This is a genomic window from Neobacillus niacini (genome assembly GCF_031456445.1).
Lineage (GTDB): Bacteria > Bacillota > Bacilli > Bacillales > Cytobacillaceae > Neobacillus > Neobacillus niacini_I.
In genome coordinates this window covers 135204-151366 of sequence record NZ_JAVDUQ010000003.1, presented here as the reverse complement: position 1 = coordinate 151366, position 16163 = coordinate 135204, and the positions used below count along the sequence as shown (strand labels likewise).

Annotated in this window: 14 protein-coding genes; 12 read left to right on the top strand and 2 right to left on the bottom strand. The window is 39.8% G+C overall.

Annotated features, from left to right (window positions below):
• Positions 1-2: 2 nt before the first annotated feature.
• The 3 genes from recN (at position 3) to spo0A (ending at position 4149) form a co-directional block, all read left to right on the top strand.
• Positions 3-1691, top strand: a complete 1689-nt coding sequence (recN, locus tag J2Y67_RS05440; protein ID WP_310171526.1) for a DNA repair protein RecN — start codon at positions 3-5, stop codon at positions 1689-1691.
• A gap of 114 nt (positions 1692-1805) precedes the next feature.
• Positions 1806-3104 (top strand): SpoIVB peptidase, encoded by a 1299-nt coding sequence (spoIVB, locus tag J2Y67_RS05435; protein WP_396954045.1) that lies wholly within the window; start codon positions 1806-1808, stop codon positions 3102-3104.
• Between the two features lie 250 nt (positions 3105-3354).
• Positions 3355-4149 (top strand): sporulation transcription factor Spo0A, encoded by a 795-nt coding sequence (spo0A, locus tag J2Y67_RS05430; protein WP_310171729.1) that lies wholly within the window; start codon positions 3355-3357, stop codon positions 4147-4149.
• A 108-nt stretch (positions 4150-4257) separates the two neighbouring features.
• On the opposite strand, the gene J2Y67_RS05425 is transcribed toward spo0A, so the two are convergent.
• Positions 4258-4398 carry a YycC family protein gene (locus J2Y67_RS05425; protein WP_133335711.1) on the bottom strand — a complete coding sequence of 47 codons (141 nt, stop codon included), beginning with the start codon at positions 4396-4398 and terminating at the stop codon, positions 4258-4260.
• Positions 4399-4440: 42 nt separating this feature from the next.
• Here J2Y67_RS05425 and J2Y67_RS05420 point away from each other — a divergent pair, with 42 nt between their 5' ends.
• Entirely contained in the window at positions 4441-5169 is a 729-nt protein-coding gene (locus J2Y67_RS05420; RefSeq protein ID WP_310171523.1) for a glycerophosphodiester phosphodiesterase, read from the top strand.
• An 11-nt stretch (positions 5170-5180) separates the two neighbouring features.
• Here J2Y67_RS05420 and J2Y67_RS05415 read toward each other — a convergent pair whose 3' ends face one another.
• Positions 5181-5453: a DUF2627 family protein gene (locus J2Y67_RS05415; protein ID WP_310171521.1), complete on the bottom strand. Its 273-nt coding sequence runs from the start codon at positions 5451-5453 to the stop codon at positions 5181-5183.
• Between the two features lie 175 nt (positions 5454-5628).
• Between J2Y67_RS05415 and J2Y67_RS05410 the strand changes: the two genes are divergently transcribed.
• The 8 genes from J2Y67_RS05410 to J2Y67_RS05375 all read left to right on the top strand — a co-directional run bounded on the left by J2Y67_RS05410 (position 5629) and on the right by J2Y67_RS05375 (position 16113).
• Positions 5629-7701 (top strand): sigma 54-interacting transcriptional regulator, encoded by a 2073-nt coding sequence (locus J2Y67_RS05410; RefSeq protein ID WP_310171519.1) that lies wholly within the window; start codon positions 5629-5631, stop codon positions 7699-7701.
• A 132-nt stretch (positions 7702-7833) separates the two neighbouring features.
• Positions 7834-8739, top strand: a complete 906-nt coding sequence (gene yqiS / locus J2Y67_RS05405; protein WP_310171516.1) for a phosphate butyryltransferase — start codon at positions 7834-7836, stop codon at positions 8737-8739.
• 30 nt (positions 8740-8769) lie between these two features.
• Positions 8770-9867 carry a branched-chain amino acid dehydrogenase gene (gene bcd, locus J2Y67_RS05400; RefSeq protein WP_310171514.1) on the top strand — a complete coding sequence of 366 codons (1098 nt, stop codon included), beginning with the start codon at positions 8770-8772 and terminating at the stop codon, positions 9865-9867.
• Positions 9868-10103: 236 nt separating this feature from the next.
• Complete coding sequence (buk, locus tag J2Y67_RS05395; protein WP_310171512.1) at positions 10104-11207, top strand: butyrate kinase; 1104 nt, start codon at positions 10104-10106, stop codon at positions 11205-11207.
• Between the two features lie 20 nt (positions 11208-11227).
• On the top strand, positions 11228-12649 hold the full coding sequence (gene lpdA, locus J2Y67_RS05390) for a dihydrolipoyl dehydrogenase (protein WP_310171510.1): 1422 nt from the start codon (positions 11228-11230) through the stop codon (positions 12647-12649).
• A 99-nt stretch (positions 12650-12748) separates the two neighbouring features.
• Entirely contained in the window at positions 12749-13744 is a 996-nt protein-coding gene (locus tag J2Y67_RS05385; protein ID WP_310171508.1) for a thiamine pyrophosphate-dependent dehydrogenase E1 component subunit alpha, read from the top strand.
• A 12-nt stretch (positions 13745-13756) separates the two neighbouring features.
• Positions 13757-14740 carry an alpha-ketoacid dehydrogenase subunit beta gene (locus J2Y67_RS05380; RefSeq protein ID WP_310171504.1) on the top strand — a complete coding sequence of 328 codons (984 nt, stop codon included), beginning with the start codon at positions 13757-13759 and terminating at the stop codon, positions 14738-14740.
• A 62-nt stretch (positions 14741-14802) separates the two neighbouring features.
• Positions 14803-16113, top strand: coding sequence for a dihydrolipoamide acetyltransferase family protein (locus J2Y67_RS05375; protein WP_310171502.1), 1311 nt, complete (start codon positions 14803-14805; stop codon positions 16111-16113).
• The last annotated feature ends 50 nt before the right edge of the window (positions 16114-16163 follow it).

Here is a 16163-nt window from a genome sequence, read left to right as displayed (position 1 = left end):
CCTTGTTATCAGAATTATCGATAAAAAACTTCGCCATTATCGAAGCTCTTTCCATTTCTTTTGAAAAAGGCTTGACGGTGTTAACTGGTGAGACGGGAGCAGGTAAATCCATCATTATTGATGCGATTCATTTATTGGTTGGCGGGAGAGGTTCTGCAGAATTCGTACGGCACGGTGAAGAAAAAGCTGAAATTGAAGGCCTTTTTCAGTTAGATCATGAAGGACACCCATGCTATCTAAAGGCAATGGAATTTGGGATTGATATTGAAGAAGGGATGATTGTTTTGCGACGGGATATTTCCCGTTCAGGAAAAAGCGTTTGCAGAATAAATGGGAAGCTTGTGACTATTTCTACTTTAAGAGAGATTGGTTCGACATTGATTGATATTCATGGGCAGCATGAGCACCAAGAATTAATGGATGAAACCAAGCATTTATCATTACTTGATCAGTTCGGTTCTGAAGAAATCATTTCTTCACTCCGTGAATATCAGGAAGTATTCCATCGCTATGAACATACATTACAAAAACTTAAAGCTTTAAGCGAAAATGAACAGCAGGCAGCACATCGACTAGATTTAATACAATTCCAATTCAATGAAATTCAGAATGCCAATTTAAAGCTTCATGAAGATGATGAACTATTTGAGGAAAAACGGAAGCTTGGAAACTTTGAACGGGTTTTTGAAGCCGTTCAATCCAGTTATACCGCCTTAAGTGGTGAACAAAAGGGTTTGGACTGGATTAGTATGGTGATGGGGCATCTGGAGGATGCAGCAGGGCTCGACACAGAATATAAAGATTTATATGAGACGGTTTCAAACAGCTTCTATCAGCTTGAGGATGCTGCACGTACATTAAGAAATGAATTGGATGCATTGGAATACGATCCGCAAAGATTAAATGAAATCGAAGACAGATTGAATGAAATGAATCAGTTAAAACGAAAGTATGGAAAAACGATTCAGGAAATTTTAGAATATATGGCGAAAATTGAAGAAGAAATTGAAACATTGCAAAATAAAGAAACACATATTAATCAGTTAGAAAAAGAATTAGCTTCCATCCAAAAAGATTTACTTCTTGAAGCAAAGCAATTGACTGAGCTGCGTAAAAAGTATGCAGATAAGCTGACAAAGCTTATACATAAAGAACTAAAGGATTTATATATGGCAAAAACGATTTTTGAAATTCGTTTTGAGAAGGATATGAACCATTTTGCAAAAAATGGTGTCGACCATATCGAATTTTATCTTTCAACAAATCCTGGAGAACCACTTAAACCATTATCCAAAATTGCCTCCGGGGGCGAACTTTCACGAATTATGCTTGCCTTAAAAAGTATCTTTTCAAAACATCAAGGCGTCACATCGATTATCTTTGATGAAGTCGATACAGGAGTTAGCGGCAGGGTTGCACAGGCGATTGCGGAAAAAATTTATAAAGTCGCGTATACGTCGCAAGTTTTATGTATCTCCCACTTACCGCAGGTTGCTGCCATGGCTGACACCCATTTGTTTATTTCGAAGGTTACTAAAGGTGGTAGAACTAAGACATCTGTGGCTCCGCTTAAAGCCGAAGAAAAAATAAAAGAAATCGGCAGGATGATTTCCGGAGTTGAAATCACCGATCTCACAAAGAAACATGCTGAGGAATTATTGCTTCTTGCAGCAGAAAATAAAAAAAATTGAAAAGCTTCCCAATAGGGGGAGCTTTTTTATATTGAAGGACGGTTATAAATGATTGTCAACGAGGCAAAATTATAGATGTAGCCATTTCGAAGTTGTGGACAAGAAGCGAGGAGAGTGAAAAATTTGAAATTAGAAATAATTAGAAAAATCATTGGTGGAATTCTCCTTGTTTCATTAATCAGTTTTATTTTCAATCAACCACTTAAACAATACCTCGAAATACCAAAGACCATCACGGTCTTTGAAGGGCAAGATTATAATTTTCAAAAGGCTGCTCCGGTGTCAGCCGCTTTAGTTTCTCACAATTCAAGTATTACACTTGCACAGAATAAACATTCAGTTTCTTTAAAGGCAAAAGAAAATGGCAGTAATGAAATGCTTTTAGAATTTGCGGGAATCCCCATTAAAAAGGTCGATGTAAAGGTTTTAAAGGATTTTCGAGTAATTCCAGGCGGTCAGTCCATTGGCGTGAAATTAAATACAGTTGGTGTCTTAGTGGTCGGGCATCATTTAGTCAATACGTTAAATGGGAAAAAATCTCCTGGTGAAATGGCTGGTATTGAAGTTGGAGATATTATCACAAAAATTAACGGGACAAAAATTGAAAAAATGACAGATGTTGCACCATTCGTGCAGGATGCAGGAGAAAATGGTAAAGCTTTAAATATGGTAATCAGTCGTGAAAGCGGTAAATTTACCACAAAACTCACCCCATTAAAGGATAAAGGAGAAAACAGTTATAAACTGGGTTTATATATTAGGGACTCAGCGGCAGGAATTGGAACGATGACATTTGTTCATCCGGATTCCAAAAAGTATGGTGCTTTAGGGCATGTGATTTCAGATATGGATACGAAAAAGCCAATCGTGGTGGAAGACGGTCAAATTGTCCGCTCTACGGTTACATCGATTGAAAAAGGAAGTAATGGAGACCCTGGAGAAAAACTTGCGCGTTTTTCCTCCGATCATGAAATTGTTGGGAATATACAAAAGAATAGTCCGTTTGGAATATTTGGGAAATTAAATAAATCGTTGAAAAATGGTATAATGGATAAGCCATTGCCGATTGCTTTATCCAATCAAGTAAAAGAAGGACCTGCTAAAATTTTGACAGTCGTAAACAATGATCAGGTTGAAGAATTTGATATTGAAATTGTGAACACAATTCCGCAAAAGTTTCCAGCAACTAAAGGCATGGTCATAAAAGTAACCGATCCAAAACTTCTTGAAAAAACAGGCGGTATTGTTCAAGGGATGAGCGGTAGTCCAATCATTCAGGATGGTAAGCTTGTCGGTGCTGTAACCCATGTTTTTGTAAACGATCCTACATCAGGCTACGGAGTGCATATAGAATGGATGCTGGATGAAGCAGGAATTAACATATATGATACACCGAAGGAGAAGGCAAGTTAAAATCGAAAAGCGGAAACAAATAGGCGGTTTCGCCTATTTGTTTTTTACGTATTTAAAGATTTTTCGACAAAAAAAGCGAAATTCGTCGAAAATAAGAGAAAAGCTAAGAAAAACTAAGATTTTATCACTATTTTAAGAAATGTTAAAAAAATGAAAGGAATTTTAGTTGCATTGTCGAATTTCTAATTTACAATAGAAAATAGAGACTACTGATGGAACCGACCAAATGGATTTGAGGAGGAATACGGTGTTGAAGAAAATAAAGGTGTGCGTCGTTGATGATAATAGGGAATTAGTTGGATTATTAGAGGAGTATATTTCATCCCAAGAAGACATGGAAGTTGCAGGGATTGCACATAATGGTCAAGAATGTTTAGATTTGTTGGGGTCTGTGGATCCTGATGTACTTGTATTAGATATTATTATGCCTCATTTGGATGGGCTAGCTGTTTTAGAACGCCTTCGTGATTTGAAGAAAGGTGCCTTGCCAAACGTTATTATGTTAACTGCATTTGGTCAGGAGGATGTTACCAAGAAGGCCGTTGAACTCGGGGCATCTTATTTTATTTTAAAGCCTTTTGATATGGAAAACCTAGGAAACCACATTCGTCAGGTTAGCGGCAGAAGTGCATCGATGACAAGGAAAGCACCTCCTGCACCAGCCTACCGTGTGCAAACGGAGCAAAAGCCAAAGAACCTGGACGCCAGTATTACGAGCATTATCCATGAAATTGGAGTTCCTGCCCATATTAAAGGGTATTTGTATTTACGTGAAGCCATTTCTATGGTTTATAATGACATTGAACTTTTAGGATCGATTACAAAGGTATTGTATCCGGATATTGCGAAAAAATATAACACGACTGCCAGCCGTGTTGAGCGTGCGATTCGTCATGCCATTGAAGTGGCTTGGAGCCGTGGAAACATCGACTCGATTTCCTCCCTTTTTGGCTATACTGTCAGTATGTCAAAAGCAAAACCAACGAACTCTGAATTTATTGCCATGGTAGCTGATAAACTCCGCTTAGAGCACATGGCTTCTTGAAAAGAATAATAAAAAGCCTTCATTTTTTTTGGGAAATGAAGGCTTTTTCGTTTTTAATAGGTGGTTATCAAAAAATTTGATGCATATGATAGGACTGTAGATTAAAAATTACTTTTTTTGCTCCTTGTCCAATTCCATTAATTTTTGTATTAAAATATGCTGCGGCATATGCATAATTTGCTCAATCGGAACATTTAATTTTTCCGAAAGTTTAATCGCTGTTTCAGGGGTTATTTGTAAAGGTTTCATATAAAATTCCTCCATTTTAATAAGTAGTTAGGAAGTGACGGCATGACAGAAATTTTTGCTCACCGTGGTTATTCCTCCTTATTCGCTGAAAATACCATGAGTGCCTTTTATGAAGCAGAAAAGGCAGGAGCGGATGGGTTAGAACTTGATGTTCAATTGACAAAAGATGGTGAACTCGTTGTCATCCACGATGAAAAGGTGAACCGGACCACAAGCGGAAACGGGTTTGTTAAAGATTATTTATTTAAAGATATTCGCAAGCTGAATGCCAATAAAAAGGGTTTAAAAAAAGAGATCATTCCATCTTTAATCGAAGTTCTTGAGTGGATGCAAACCAATACTTTGCTATGTAATATCGAATTAAAAAATGGTCTTTTTGCCTACGAAGGTATGGAGGAAAAAGTAATCAAACTCGTCCAAAATTACAGGCTATCGGACAGAATCATTATTTCCTCTTTTAATCATTATAGTATTGTTCATTGTTACAGACTAGCACCGGAAATTGAAACGGCCCCGCTCTTTTTAGAGGGATTATTTATGCCTTGGGTGTACGCACAATCCATCAGAGCAAAAGGAATCCATCCTAAGTATGCAACCCTTAGTGATGAAATCATTACAAAGACAATGGAAAATGAAATTGCTGTAAGACCTTATACCGTAAATAATGAAGCCGATCTTCATCGGTTATTTAAAATTAACTGTACATCCGTGATTACCGATGACCCTGTTAAGGCATTGCGAATAAGAAAACAGTATGAAAAGAGACCCTAAGCGGTCTCTTTTTAATTAGATTCTTTACTGCCATTAGACCGTGGTTTTCCCGGATCTCTGAAACGTTGTTGAACTTTATTTCTTTTGCGGTCACGATGGAAAATAAAACCTGCAACAAATCCCAAACCGCCAAGAAAGAATAGGAGTCCGATTAAAAATTGAAGCGATAAATAGGGAATTGGCGGCTGAAGAATTCCAAAGGTCATATCACGCATTAATTTAATGCCAAATGCAGCCAAGAAACCCGGAATCAATAATATAATCAGTGCAATAATCCGCTGCATAAAAAATTCCTTCCGAATATATTGAAAATAAAAAGCTTCTCACGAAAATAATAGTACAATGAATATATTTGTCAAGATGAACAATTCACTATACAATAAAACATGAAAAAATTTGCATGTTTTCACTATATGTGTATGAAAAAAGTTTCCTGATTTTAAGAATGGAGGCTAAGAAATGCAAAATGTAATGATTGTCGGTGCCGGAAAAGGTGGAACGGCGATTTTAAAAATTTTAAAAGAAACGGAGGTTTTAAATGTTAGAGCGGTTGTTGACCGTAATAAAGATGCACCTGGTATCCGATTGGCTCAAAAAGAAGGCATTCATACGGGAACAGACTGGCAGCCCTTTTTATCTGAAAACATCGATATCATTATCGAGGTTACCGGTGATGAGAAAGCATTTCAAGAATTAAGGAGGGCAAAACCAAGTGGGACGATTTTAATTCCCGGAAGTGTTGCCTTCCTTGTATCCAAACTGATGGAAGAAAAGGAAGATCTGATAAAAAGGCATCAAAACGAGTCCTATCAGCAAGAGTTGATCTTCAACTCCACGAATGATGGAATGGCAGTAATTGATAAAAATGGCATGGTTATTCTATTTAATCGCCGTGCGGAAGAAATGATGGGAGTAAAAAAAGAGGATGCGATTGGAAAATATGTCTGTGAGGTGATACCAGAGAGCAGGCTCCCACTTATATTAGAGACGAGAAGAATTGAAGCTAACCAGGAAATGGTTTTGGGCAATGGCCGAAAAATAATTACAACAAGAATTCCGATTATTGAAGAAAACGGCACACTCATCGGTGCTTTTGCTGTATTTAAAGATATCACGGAAGTTGTTAATTTAGCAGAAGAAATTACCAATTTAAAAGAAATTCAAACAATGCTGCAAGCCATTATCCAATCCAGTGATGAAGCTATTTCCGTTGTAGATGAAGATGGCCGAGGCATTCTAATTAATCGGGCCTATACCCGCATAACCGGGCTGACAGATGAGCAAGTAATTGGACAGCCTGCGACGACCGATATCTCAGAAGGTGAAAGTATGCATATGAAGGTTTTGCAGACAAGAAGAGCCGTTCGTGGTGTCGCTATGAGGGTCGGGCCCAGCAAGAAGGAAGTAATCGTTAATGTTGCACCGATTATTGTAAAGGGAAAACTTAAGGGCAGTGTGGGTGTTATCCACGATATGTCAGAAATTAAATCGTTGAGCAGGGAGTTGCACCGTGCCCGGCAAATTATCCGAACGCTTGAAGCAAAATACACCTTCGAAGATATTATCGGAAAGTCAGAGGAAATGCTGTTGGCGATTGAGCAGGCCAAACTCGGGGCCAAAACTCCTGCTACCGTGCTTCTTCGAGGTGAATCCGGAACTGGAAAAGAATTATTTGCCCATGCGATCCACAATGCAAGTGACAGAAAATTCAACAAATTTATTCGTGTCAATTGTGCAGCCATTTCGGAATCATTGTTAGAAAGTGAATTGTTCGGTTATGAGGAAGGTGCATTTTCCGGTGCAAGAAGGGGCGGGAAAACAGGGTTCTTCGAGGAAGCAAACAACGGAAGCATTTTTCTTGATGAAATTGGTGAACTTCCGGCAAACACTCAGGCAAAACTACTCCGGGTTTTGCAGGAAAATGAAATCGTCCGCGTTGGCGGAACGAAGCCTGTTGCGATCAATGTCCGAGTCATCGCTGCAACCAATGTGAACCTTGAAAAAGGGATTTCTAAGGGGACTTTTAGGGAAGACTTATATTATCGTTTGAATCGAATGCCAATACATATTCCCCCGCTTAAAAGAAGAAAAGAAGAAATTCCCTTATTATGTGATCGGCTTATTCAAAAAATTAATCGTGATTATGGACGTAATGTTGAAGGAGTTACACAGGCTGCAATGGCGGGCCTAGTGGTGTATGATTGGCCGGGAAATGTAAGAGAACTAGAAAATATCCTCGGGCGTGCTATTATTTTTATGAAATTTAACGAATCCTATATTGATGTAAAACACCTGCCGGAACTTAATAATAATAAATCTATTAGCAGGGAATTTGGGACTTTAGAGAATATAGATTTTCAAGACCGGTCCTTATCAGCAATGGTCGAAGAGTATGAAACAAAGATTATTCGTAACACACTCAATCGATTAAAGGGTAACAAAACGTTAACAGCAAAAACGCTTGGTTTATCTGTTCGAAATTTATATTATAAACTCGATAAATATAAACTTGAAAATAATAGCACGCAATAAATTTCATGGTATGAAAAATATTGCAGATGGAAAGAGGGTTAAATAAAGCGCTTTCAATATTTTTATATTGGCATGAATCTTGCAAATTATTTTATCGGAATTTGATTTTGCTATGGAAGGGTTGATGACAACTTGTTGCTGGATTCACTAATTGACAGAGCAACCCAACTTAAAAAGAATACTGTTGCTGTCGCTGTTGCGGAGGATTTCGTTGTAATGGAAGCAGTTATGGATGCAATCAAACGAAATCTTGCTAATTTTATTTTATTCGGAAACCAGGAAAGAATTCATCGTATGATTGAGGCTGAGCAACACAAAATAAATCCGGACAAGAGCCTCAGGATCGTTCATGCAGACACAAATGAAATGGCTGCCGAATTAGCCGTTAAAGCGGTTTCAAATAACGAAGCAGATGTGTTAATGAAGGGGAATATCCCGACGAATGTTCTTCTAAAGTCAGTGCTGAATAAGGAATACGGTTTAAGAACTGGCAACATTCTTTCGCATGTTGCTGTGTTTGAAATCCCTAATCGGGACCGTTTTACAATCGTAACCGACTCGGGAATGAACATTTCCCCAGATCTGGAGCAAAAGGCGCAAATCATAAAAAATGCTGTTGCGATTGCTAAAGGGATTGGTATTGAAACACCAAAGGTAGCTCTGATTGCTGCCGTTGAAGTGGTTAATCCTGCTATGGGGGCAACAGTTGATGCCGCAGCATTAACTGTGATGAACAGGCGGGGGCAAATTACCGGCTGCATCGTTGACGGTCCGCTTGCATTGGATAATGCTGTTTCAGTCATAGCTGCCGAGCATAAGGGCATCAAAAGTGAAGTAGCGGGTAAAGCCGATATATTAGTCGTTCCTGCCATCGAGGTTGGAAACGCATTGTATAAATCATTAGTTTATTTTGCAAATGCTAAAGTTGGAGCCGTCATTGCCGGGGCAAAAGCACCGATTGTGTTAACCTCCAGAGCCGACTCCGCTGAGAGCAAGTTATATTCTCTTGCATTAGCATTATGCTCTGTGGCAAACTAGTTTTTTTCAATATTGAGGAGGAATAATAATATGGAAATTTTCAAGTATTTAGAAAAATATGATTATGAGCAATTAGTATTCTGTCAGGATAAATCTTCAGGTTTAAAAGCAATTATTGCGATTCATGATACAACTTTAGGACCAGCATTGGGCGGCACACGTATGTGGACTTATGAGTCTGAAGAAGCAGCGATTGAAGATGCATTAAGATTGGCTAAAGGCATGACCTATAAGAATGCTGCGGCAGGTCTAAATCTTGGCGGTGGTAAAACGGTAATCATTGGTGATCCTCGTAAGGATAAAAATGAAGAAATGTTCCGTGCTTTTGGACGTTACATTCAAGGACTAAACGGAAGATATATTACAGCCGAAGATGTAGGTACCACCGTAGCAGATATGGATTTAATCCATGAAGAAACGGACTATGTAACAGGGATTTCACCGGCATTCGGTTCATCAGGAAATCCATCTCCTGTAACCGCGTATGGTGTTTACCTAGGGATGAAAGCGGCAGCCAAAGAAGCATTTGGTACTGACTCATTAGAAGGGAAAGTAGTAGCCGTCCAAGGCGTTGGGAATGTTGCTTATACACTTTGCAAATATCTGCATGAAGAAGGAGCACAGCTGATTGTTACCGATATTAACAAGGAAGCGGTCGGGCGTGCTGTAGAAGATTTCGGCGCACGTGCTGTTGACCCTAATGAAATTTACGGAGTAGAATGTGATATTTATGCTCCATGTGCACTTGGAGCTACGATCAACGATGATACAATCCCGCAGCTAAAAGCAAAGGTAATCGCCGGATCAGCGAATAATCAATTAAAAGATACAAGGCATGGAGATATTATCCATGAGATGGGGATTGTCTACGCTCCAGATTATGTCATCAATGCCGGCGGTGTAATCAATGTCGCGGATGAGCTTTATGGATATAATCATGATCGTGCATTGAAAAAGGTTGAACAGCTTTACACAAGTATAGAGAAAATTATTGAAATTTCAAAACGCGATGGCGTTCCAACCTATGTGGCAGCAGACCGCATGGTTGAGGAACGAATTGAAAGAATGCGCAATTCTCGCAGTCAATTCCTCCAAAATGGACATCATATTTTAAGTCGTAGAAAATAAAAAGCGGCAATAATTCGTAGAAATAATCAAAGGCAGAGCGCTGAATGTAAATTCAGCGCTTTCCTAGGTAGTGATTAACCTCATTTTGTTTAAAATCTGTTAATTTTAGAAATTACTTAAGTAAATGACCACTTAATTATTGAACAATCCTTAGTTTAATAAATGGAGGTTAATCGACGGAAAAACCTTTAAAGTTACCGTCTTAGCTATCGATAAACCAAATTGGGGGTCAAAACGTGCAAGAAAGAGAATATCGAATACTCGTCATCAACCCAGGCTCGACTTCTACCAAGATAGGGGTTTTCGATAATGAAATTTCCATACTGGAAAAAACGATTCGTCACGAGTCTGAAAAAATAAATACTTACCCAAACATTATTGATCAATATGAATTTAGGAAAAACACCATCTTAAAAACATTGGACCAAGAAGGTATCAATATTTCCAAATTGTCTGCGGTTTGTGGACGAGGGGGATTGCTGCGTCCGATAGAAGGTGGAACGTATGCAGTTAATGACAAAATGTTGACAGATTTGCGAAATGGGTATTCTGGACAACATGCTTCGAATTTAGGTGGTATAATAGCATATGAAATAGCATCTGGTCTTAATATCCCGTCCTATATTGTGGACCCAGTAGTTGTCGATGAACTTGACCCGATTGCAAGAATATCCGGCTTCTCGTTAATTGAACGAAAAAGTATTTTTCATGCGTTAAATCAAAAGGCTGTTGCAAGAAGAGTGGCAAAGGAATTAGGGAAAAAGTACTCAGAATTAAACTTAATTATAACCCATATGGGTGGCGGAATTACCGTCGGAGCCCATAAACGAGGTAAGGTTATTGATGTTAATAATGGCCTGCACGGTGACGGTCCCTTTAGCCCAGAACGTGCTGGAACTGTTCCTGCCGGAGATTTAATTTCTCTTGCGTTTTCTGGCGAGTACTACCGGGAAGAAATCATGAAAATGCTGGTGGGACAAGGAGGTCTTGTCGGTTACCTCGGCACAAATAACGCAGTGAAGGTTGAAGAAATGATTAAAGCAGGTAATCAAGAAGCAAAGCTTGTATATGAAGCAATGGCCTATCAAGTGGCAAAAGAAATTGGTGCTGCAAGTGCTGTTCTTTCGGGTAAGGTAGATGCAATCGTTTTAACAGGCGGTCTTGCTTATGGAAAGGATTTTGTCCGATCTATCACCAATAGAGTGAACTGGATTGCAGATTGTATCGTCCATCCTGGGGAAAATGAACTTCAAGCATTGGCTGAAGGAGCCCTTCGAATCTTGCGTAGCGAAGAAGAGGTAAAACTATATCCAGGTTCTTTTAAAATTGCAAAAATTTAAGTAGTTGGGGAGGAAATAAAATGGCACTTGAGTATGATTTAGTTATTCTCGGGGGTGGCACTGGTGGATATGTTGCTGCAATCCGTGCCTCACAGCTTGGTTTAAAAACAGCAATTGTGGAAAAAGGAAAACTTGGCGGAACATGCTTACATAAAGGCTGTATTCCAAGCAAAGCACTGCTTAGAAGTGCAGAAGTATATGCCACTTCTAAACATAGTGAAGATTTTGGCGTAATGACTGGTGAAGTAACTTTTAATTTTACTAAAGTTCAAGAAAGAAAAACGAAAATCATCGATACCCTTCATAAAGGGGTACAGCACTTAATGAAACAAGGGAAAATCGATGTTTTTGAAGGATTAGGCCGGATTTTAGGTCCTTCCATCTTTTCACCAATGCCGGGTACCATCTCTGTTGAAATGAATAACGGTGAAGAAAATGAAATGCTCATCCCCAAAAATGTAATTGTTGCTACCGGCTCAAGACCAAGAACCCTTCCAGGTCTTGAGATTGATGGAAACCAGGTAATATCATCCGATGAAGCATTAGAGCTGGAAAACCTGCCATCCTCTATTATCATTGTTGGCGGTGGAGTAATTGGTATTGAATGGGCCTCACTGCTTTCAGATTTTGGGGTAGAAATTACAGTAATTGAGTACGCAGACCGGATTATCCCTACAGAAGATAAAGACATTTCAAAAGAAATGCAACGGTTAATGAAGAAAAAAGGAATTAAGATTATTACGAGTGCCAAGGTTCTTCCGGAAACGATTGTAAAAGGTGAAGAAATAGCAATCTCTGCAGAAGTAAAAGGCAGTTTAAAAGAATTTAAGGCGGAAAAACTGCTTGTTTCTGTTGGACGTCAAGCGAATACGGAAGGGATCGGGCTTGAAAATACTGAGATTCAGCTTGAAAAAGGAAATATTGTCACGAATGAATTTTATCAAACAAAGGAATCCCATATTTACGCTATCGGAGATGTTATTGGCGGATTGCAGCTAGCCCATGTTGCATCACATGAAGGGATCGTTGCAGTTGAGCATATAGCAGGAAAGGATCCTTCACCAATCGATTATAACTTAATATCAAAATGTATTTATAGTAATCCAGAGGTTTCTAGTGTTGGTATTACCGAGGAGCAAGCGGAAAGTAGAGGGCATAAAGTGAAAGTGGGCAAATTTTCATTCCGTGCCATTGGTAAAGCACTCGTTTTCGGTGAATCGGATGGATTTGTGAAAATTGTGGCCGATGATGAGACCAATGATCTTTTAGGAGTGCACATGATTGGTCCTCATGTTACCGATATGATTTCAGAAGCTGGACTTGCAATGGTATTAAATGCAACACCATGGGAAGTGGCCCACACCATCCATCCTCACCCAACCCTTTCAGAAGCAATTGGGGAAGCGGCACTTGCAGTTGATGGCAGAGCACTTCACGGATAAAGTGAAACTTCAATCAGTGGGGGTCTTACTGCCCGTTAATACGGGTTAAACTTACGCTATTTCGGTTTCAATGCGAACAATAGGGAGGTAACAAATTTTATGGCTGAAAAGCGACATGAGGCATTAGGTTTAAGTGATGAAAAAGTTTTAGAGATCTATGAAACAATGGTTTTAGCCCGCCGTATTGATGAGCGGATGTGGTTATTGAACCGCGCTGGCAAAATCCCATTTGTTATTTCCTGTCAAGGTCAGGAAGCGGCTCAAGTCGGGGCGGCATTTGCACTTGATAAGGATAAAGATTATGTACTCCCCTATTACCGGGATATGGGAGTCGTATTAACATTTGGAATGACGGCGAAGGAGCTTATGCTTTCAGGATTTGCAAAAGCGGAAGACCCTAATTCAGGCGGAAGACAAATGCCTGGACACTTTGGTCAAAAGAAAAATCGTATTGTTACAGGCTCCTCTCCCGTTACGACACAGGTACCGCATGCGGTAGGAGTTGCTTTGGCTGGAAAAATGGAAAGAAAAGACCTAGTTACGTTTGTGACATTTGGTGAAGGTTCATCCAACCAAGGCGATTTTCATGAAGGAGCAAATTTTGCCGGTGTTCACAAGCTTCCTGTCATTTTTATGTGTGAAAATAATAAGTATGCGATTTCCGTTCCGATTGAAAAGCAATTAGCGTGCGAGAAGGTTTCAGATCGTGCAATTGGCTATGGTATGCCAGGATACACGGTAAATGGGAATGACCCTTTAGAGGTCTATAAAGTAGTGAAAGAGGCTGCTGACCGCGGCCGCCGTGGCGATGGTCCGACCTTAATTGAAACAATTTCCTATCGTTTAACACCACATTCCTCTGATGATGATGACCGTTCTTACCGGGCGCCCGATGAAGTGGCAAAAGCAAAAACCCAGGATCCGATTATTACATTTGGCGCTTACTTAAAGGAAACAGGTGTCTTGAATGATGACTTGGAAAAAGAAATCAATGATCGAGTAATGAAATTGGTGAATGAGGCAACAGACTACGCTGAAAATGCCCCGTATGCTGCACCTGAGGATGCAATGAAATACGTTTATGGGGACATGTAAGGGGGACGTAACATGGCGGTAATTTCTTATATAGATGCGGTCACAATGGCCATTCGTGAAGAAATGGAAAGAGACCCTAAGGTGTTTGTTCTTGGGGAAGATGTTGGGAAAAAAGGTGGCGTATTTAAGGCTACACAAGGATTGTATGAACAATTTGGGGAAGAGCGGGTAATTGATACACCTCTTGCTGAATCAGCCATTGCTGGTGTTGGAATCGGTGCAGCCATGTATGGTATGCGTCCGATTGCAGAAATGCAGTTTGCAGATTTTATCATGCCTGCGGTAAACCAAATTATTTCAGAAGCAGCAAAGATTCGCTACCGGTCAAATAATGATTGGAATTGCCCAATTGTTATCCGGGCACCCTATGGCGGCGGTGTCCATGGGGCACTATATCATTCTCAATCGGTTGAAGCAGTATTTGCGAATCAACCTGGATTAAAAATCGTTATGCCATCAACTCCTTATGATGTGAAAGGGTTATTAAAAGCAGCGATTCGTGATAATGACCCGGTTATCTTCTTTGAACATAAACGAGCCTATCGTTTGATTAAAGGGGAGGTTCCGACTGATGATTACACACTTCCAATTGGGAAGGCTGACGTGAAGCGTGAAGGTGATGATATTACGGTCATTACTTATGGTCTGTGTGTTCATTTTGCCCTCCAAGCAGCCGAAAAACTGGCTAAGGACGGAATTTCAACCCATATTCTTGATTTACGAACCGTTTACCCGCTGGATAAAGAAGCGATTATTGAAGCGGCTTCAAAAACTGGGAAGGTTCTGCTCGTAACAGAGGACAATAAAGAAGGCAGTATCGTGGGTGAGGTATCTGCCATTATTGCCGAAAATTGCTTATTCGATTTAGATGCACCTATTAAACGCTTAGCAGGACCGGATATTCCGGCTATGCCGTATGCACCAACAATGGAAAAATACTTTATGATCAATCCCGATAAGGTTGAAAAAGCAATGAGAGAATTAGCAGAATATTAAAGTACAAGTTTTTAGCTGAATAATAATCCGCAGTAGTAAATGCACTAAGGAGGTTTCATGCATTGGGAGTTGAACAAATAAAAATGCCTCAACTAGGTGAAAGTGTTACAGAGGGTACCATTAGTAAATGGCTTGTTTCTGTTGGGGATAAGGTAAATAAATATGATCCGCTTGCAGAAGTTATGACAGATAAGGTAAATGCAGAGGTCCCGTCTTCATTTGCAGGGGTGATTAAAGATCTGATTGCCGGGGAAGGCGACACATTGTCTGTTGGTGAAATCATTTGTACGATTGAAATTGAGGGCAGCGAAACTGAAGGTGGAGCAAAAGCGGCTCCTGTGCAAGAAAAAAAATCAACAGATATAGCCGTTACAGCTGCAGATAAAGGAAATGTTGGCCGATATTCACCTGCAGTCTTAAAGCTTTCTCAAGAGCATGGAATTGACTTGACTCAAGTTCAAGGAACAGGTGCAGGCGGCAGAATTACCAGAAAAGATTTGCAAAAATTGATTGAGTCTGGAAACCTTCCTACAGCTGGAACGAATGTAGAAAATGCTAAAATTCCTGATACCCAACCTTCCGCTTTGAAGGAAACGGTTCAACCTGAAGCAAGTCAGCAGATCGTTACACCAAAACCGGCTGCACCTTCCATAAATGTGCCAGTTGAGATTGGAGACATTGAAATACCGGTTACGGGGATTCGCAAAGCAATTGCGGCTAACATGCTGCGCAGTAAGCATGAGGCGCCGCATGCCTGGACGATGATGGAGGTTGATGCAACGAATCTAGTAGAGTATCGCAACTCCATTAAAGATGAGTTCAAGAAAAAAGAGGGCTTCAATTTAACCTTCTTTGCTTTCTTTGTAAAAGCAGTTGCTCAAGGCTTGAAGGAATTCCCACAAATCAACTCGATGTGGGCAGGGGATAAAATTATTCAAAAGAAAGATATCAATATCTCGATTGCCGTTGCAACAGATGATGCACTATACGTTCCTGTTATTAAGCAGGCCGACGAAAAAACCATTAAAGGAATAGCCCGTGAAATTTCCGAACTTGCTGTCAAAGTTAGAAATGGAAAACTAAAGTCCGAGGATATGCAAGGTGGAACATTTACCGTCAACAATACCGGTTCATTTGGTTCTGTTCAATCCATGGGGATCATCAATTACCCGCAGGCTGCGATTCTACAGGTAGAATCTATTGTAAAACGTCCGGTAGTCATGAATAATGGAATGATTGCCGTACGTGATATGGTGAATTTATGTATGTCCCTTGACCATCGAGTCTTAGACGGACTTGTTTGCGGACGTTTCTTGCAGCGGGTAAAAGAAATACTCGAAAATACATCAAAATCGACAACTTCCATATATTAAAAAATGCCGCCAGTTTTCTGGCGGTACTTTTCTTATTGCTTGTAACGGGC

What these genes read in the sequence shown, in the direction of transcription:
- J2Y67_RS05425 (WP_133335711.1), bottom strand. Translation starts at nt 4,398, where the DNA reads ATGAAACCTTTACAAATAACCCCTGAAACAGCGATTAAACTTTCGGAA.
- J2Y67_RS05420 (WP_310171523.1), top strand. Translation starts at nt 4,441, where the DNA reads ATGACAGAAATTTTTGCTCACCGTGGTTATTCCTCCTTATTCGCTGAA.
- J2Y67_RS05415 (WP_310171521.1), bottom strand. Translation starts at nt 5,453, where the DNA reads ATGCAGCGGATTATTGCACTGATTATATTATTGATTCCGGGTTTCTTG.
- J2Y67_RS05410 (WP_310171519.1), top strand. Translation starts at nt 5,629, where the DNA reads ATGCAAAATGTAATGATTGTCGGTGCCGGAAAAGGTGGAACGGCGATT.
- bcd (WP_310171514.1), top strand. Translation starts at nt 8,770, where the DNA reads ATGGAAATTTTCAAGTATTTAGAAAAATATGATTATGAGCAATTAGTA.
- lpdA (WP_310171510.1), top strand. Translation starts at nt 11,228, where the DNA reads ATGGCACTTGAGTATGATTTAGTTATTCTCGGGGGTGGCACTGGTGGA.
- J2Y67_RS05385 (WP_310171508.1), top strand. Translation starts at nt 12,749, where the DNA reads ATGGCTGAAAAGCGACATGAGGCATTAGGTTTAAGTGATGAAAAAGTT.
- J2Y67_RS05380 (WP_310171504.1), top strand. Translation starts at nt 13,757, where the DNA reads ATGGCGGTAATTTCTTATATAGATGCGGTCACAATGGCCATTCGTGAA.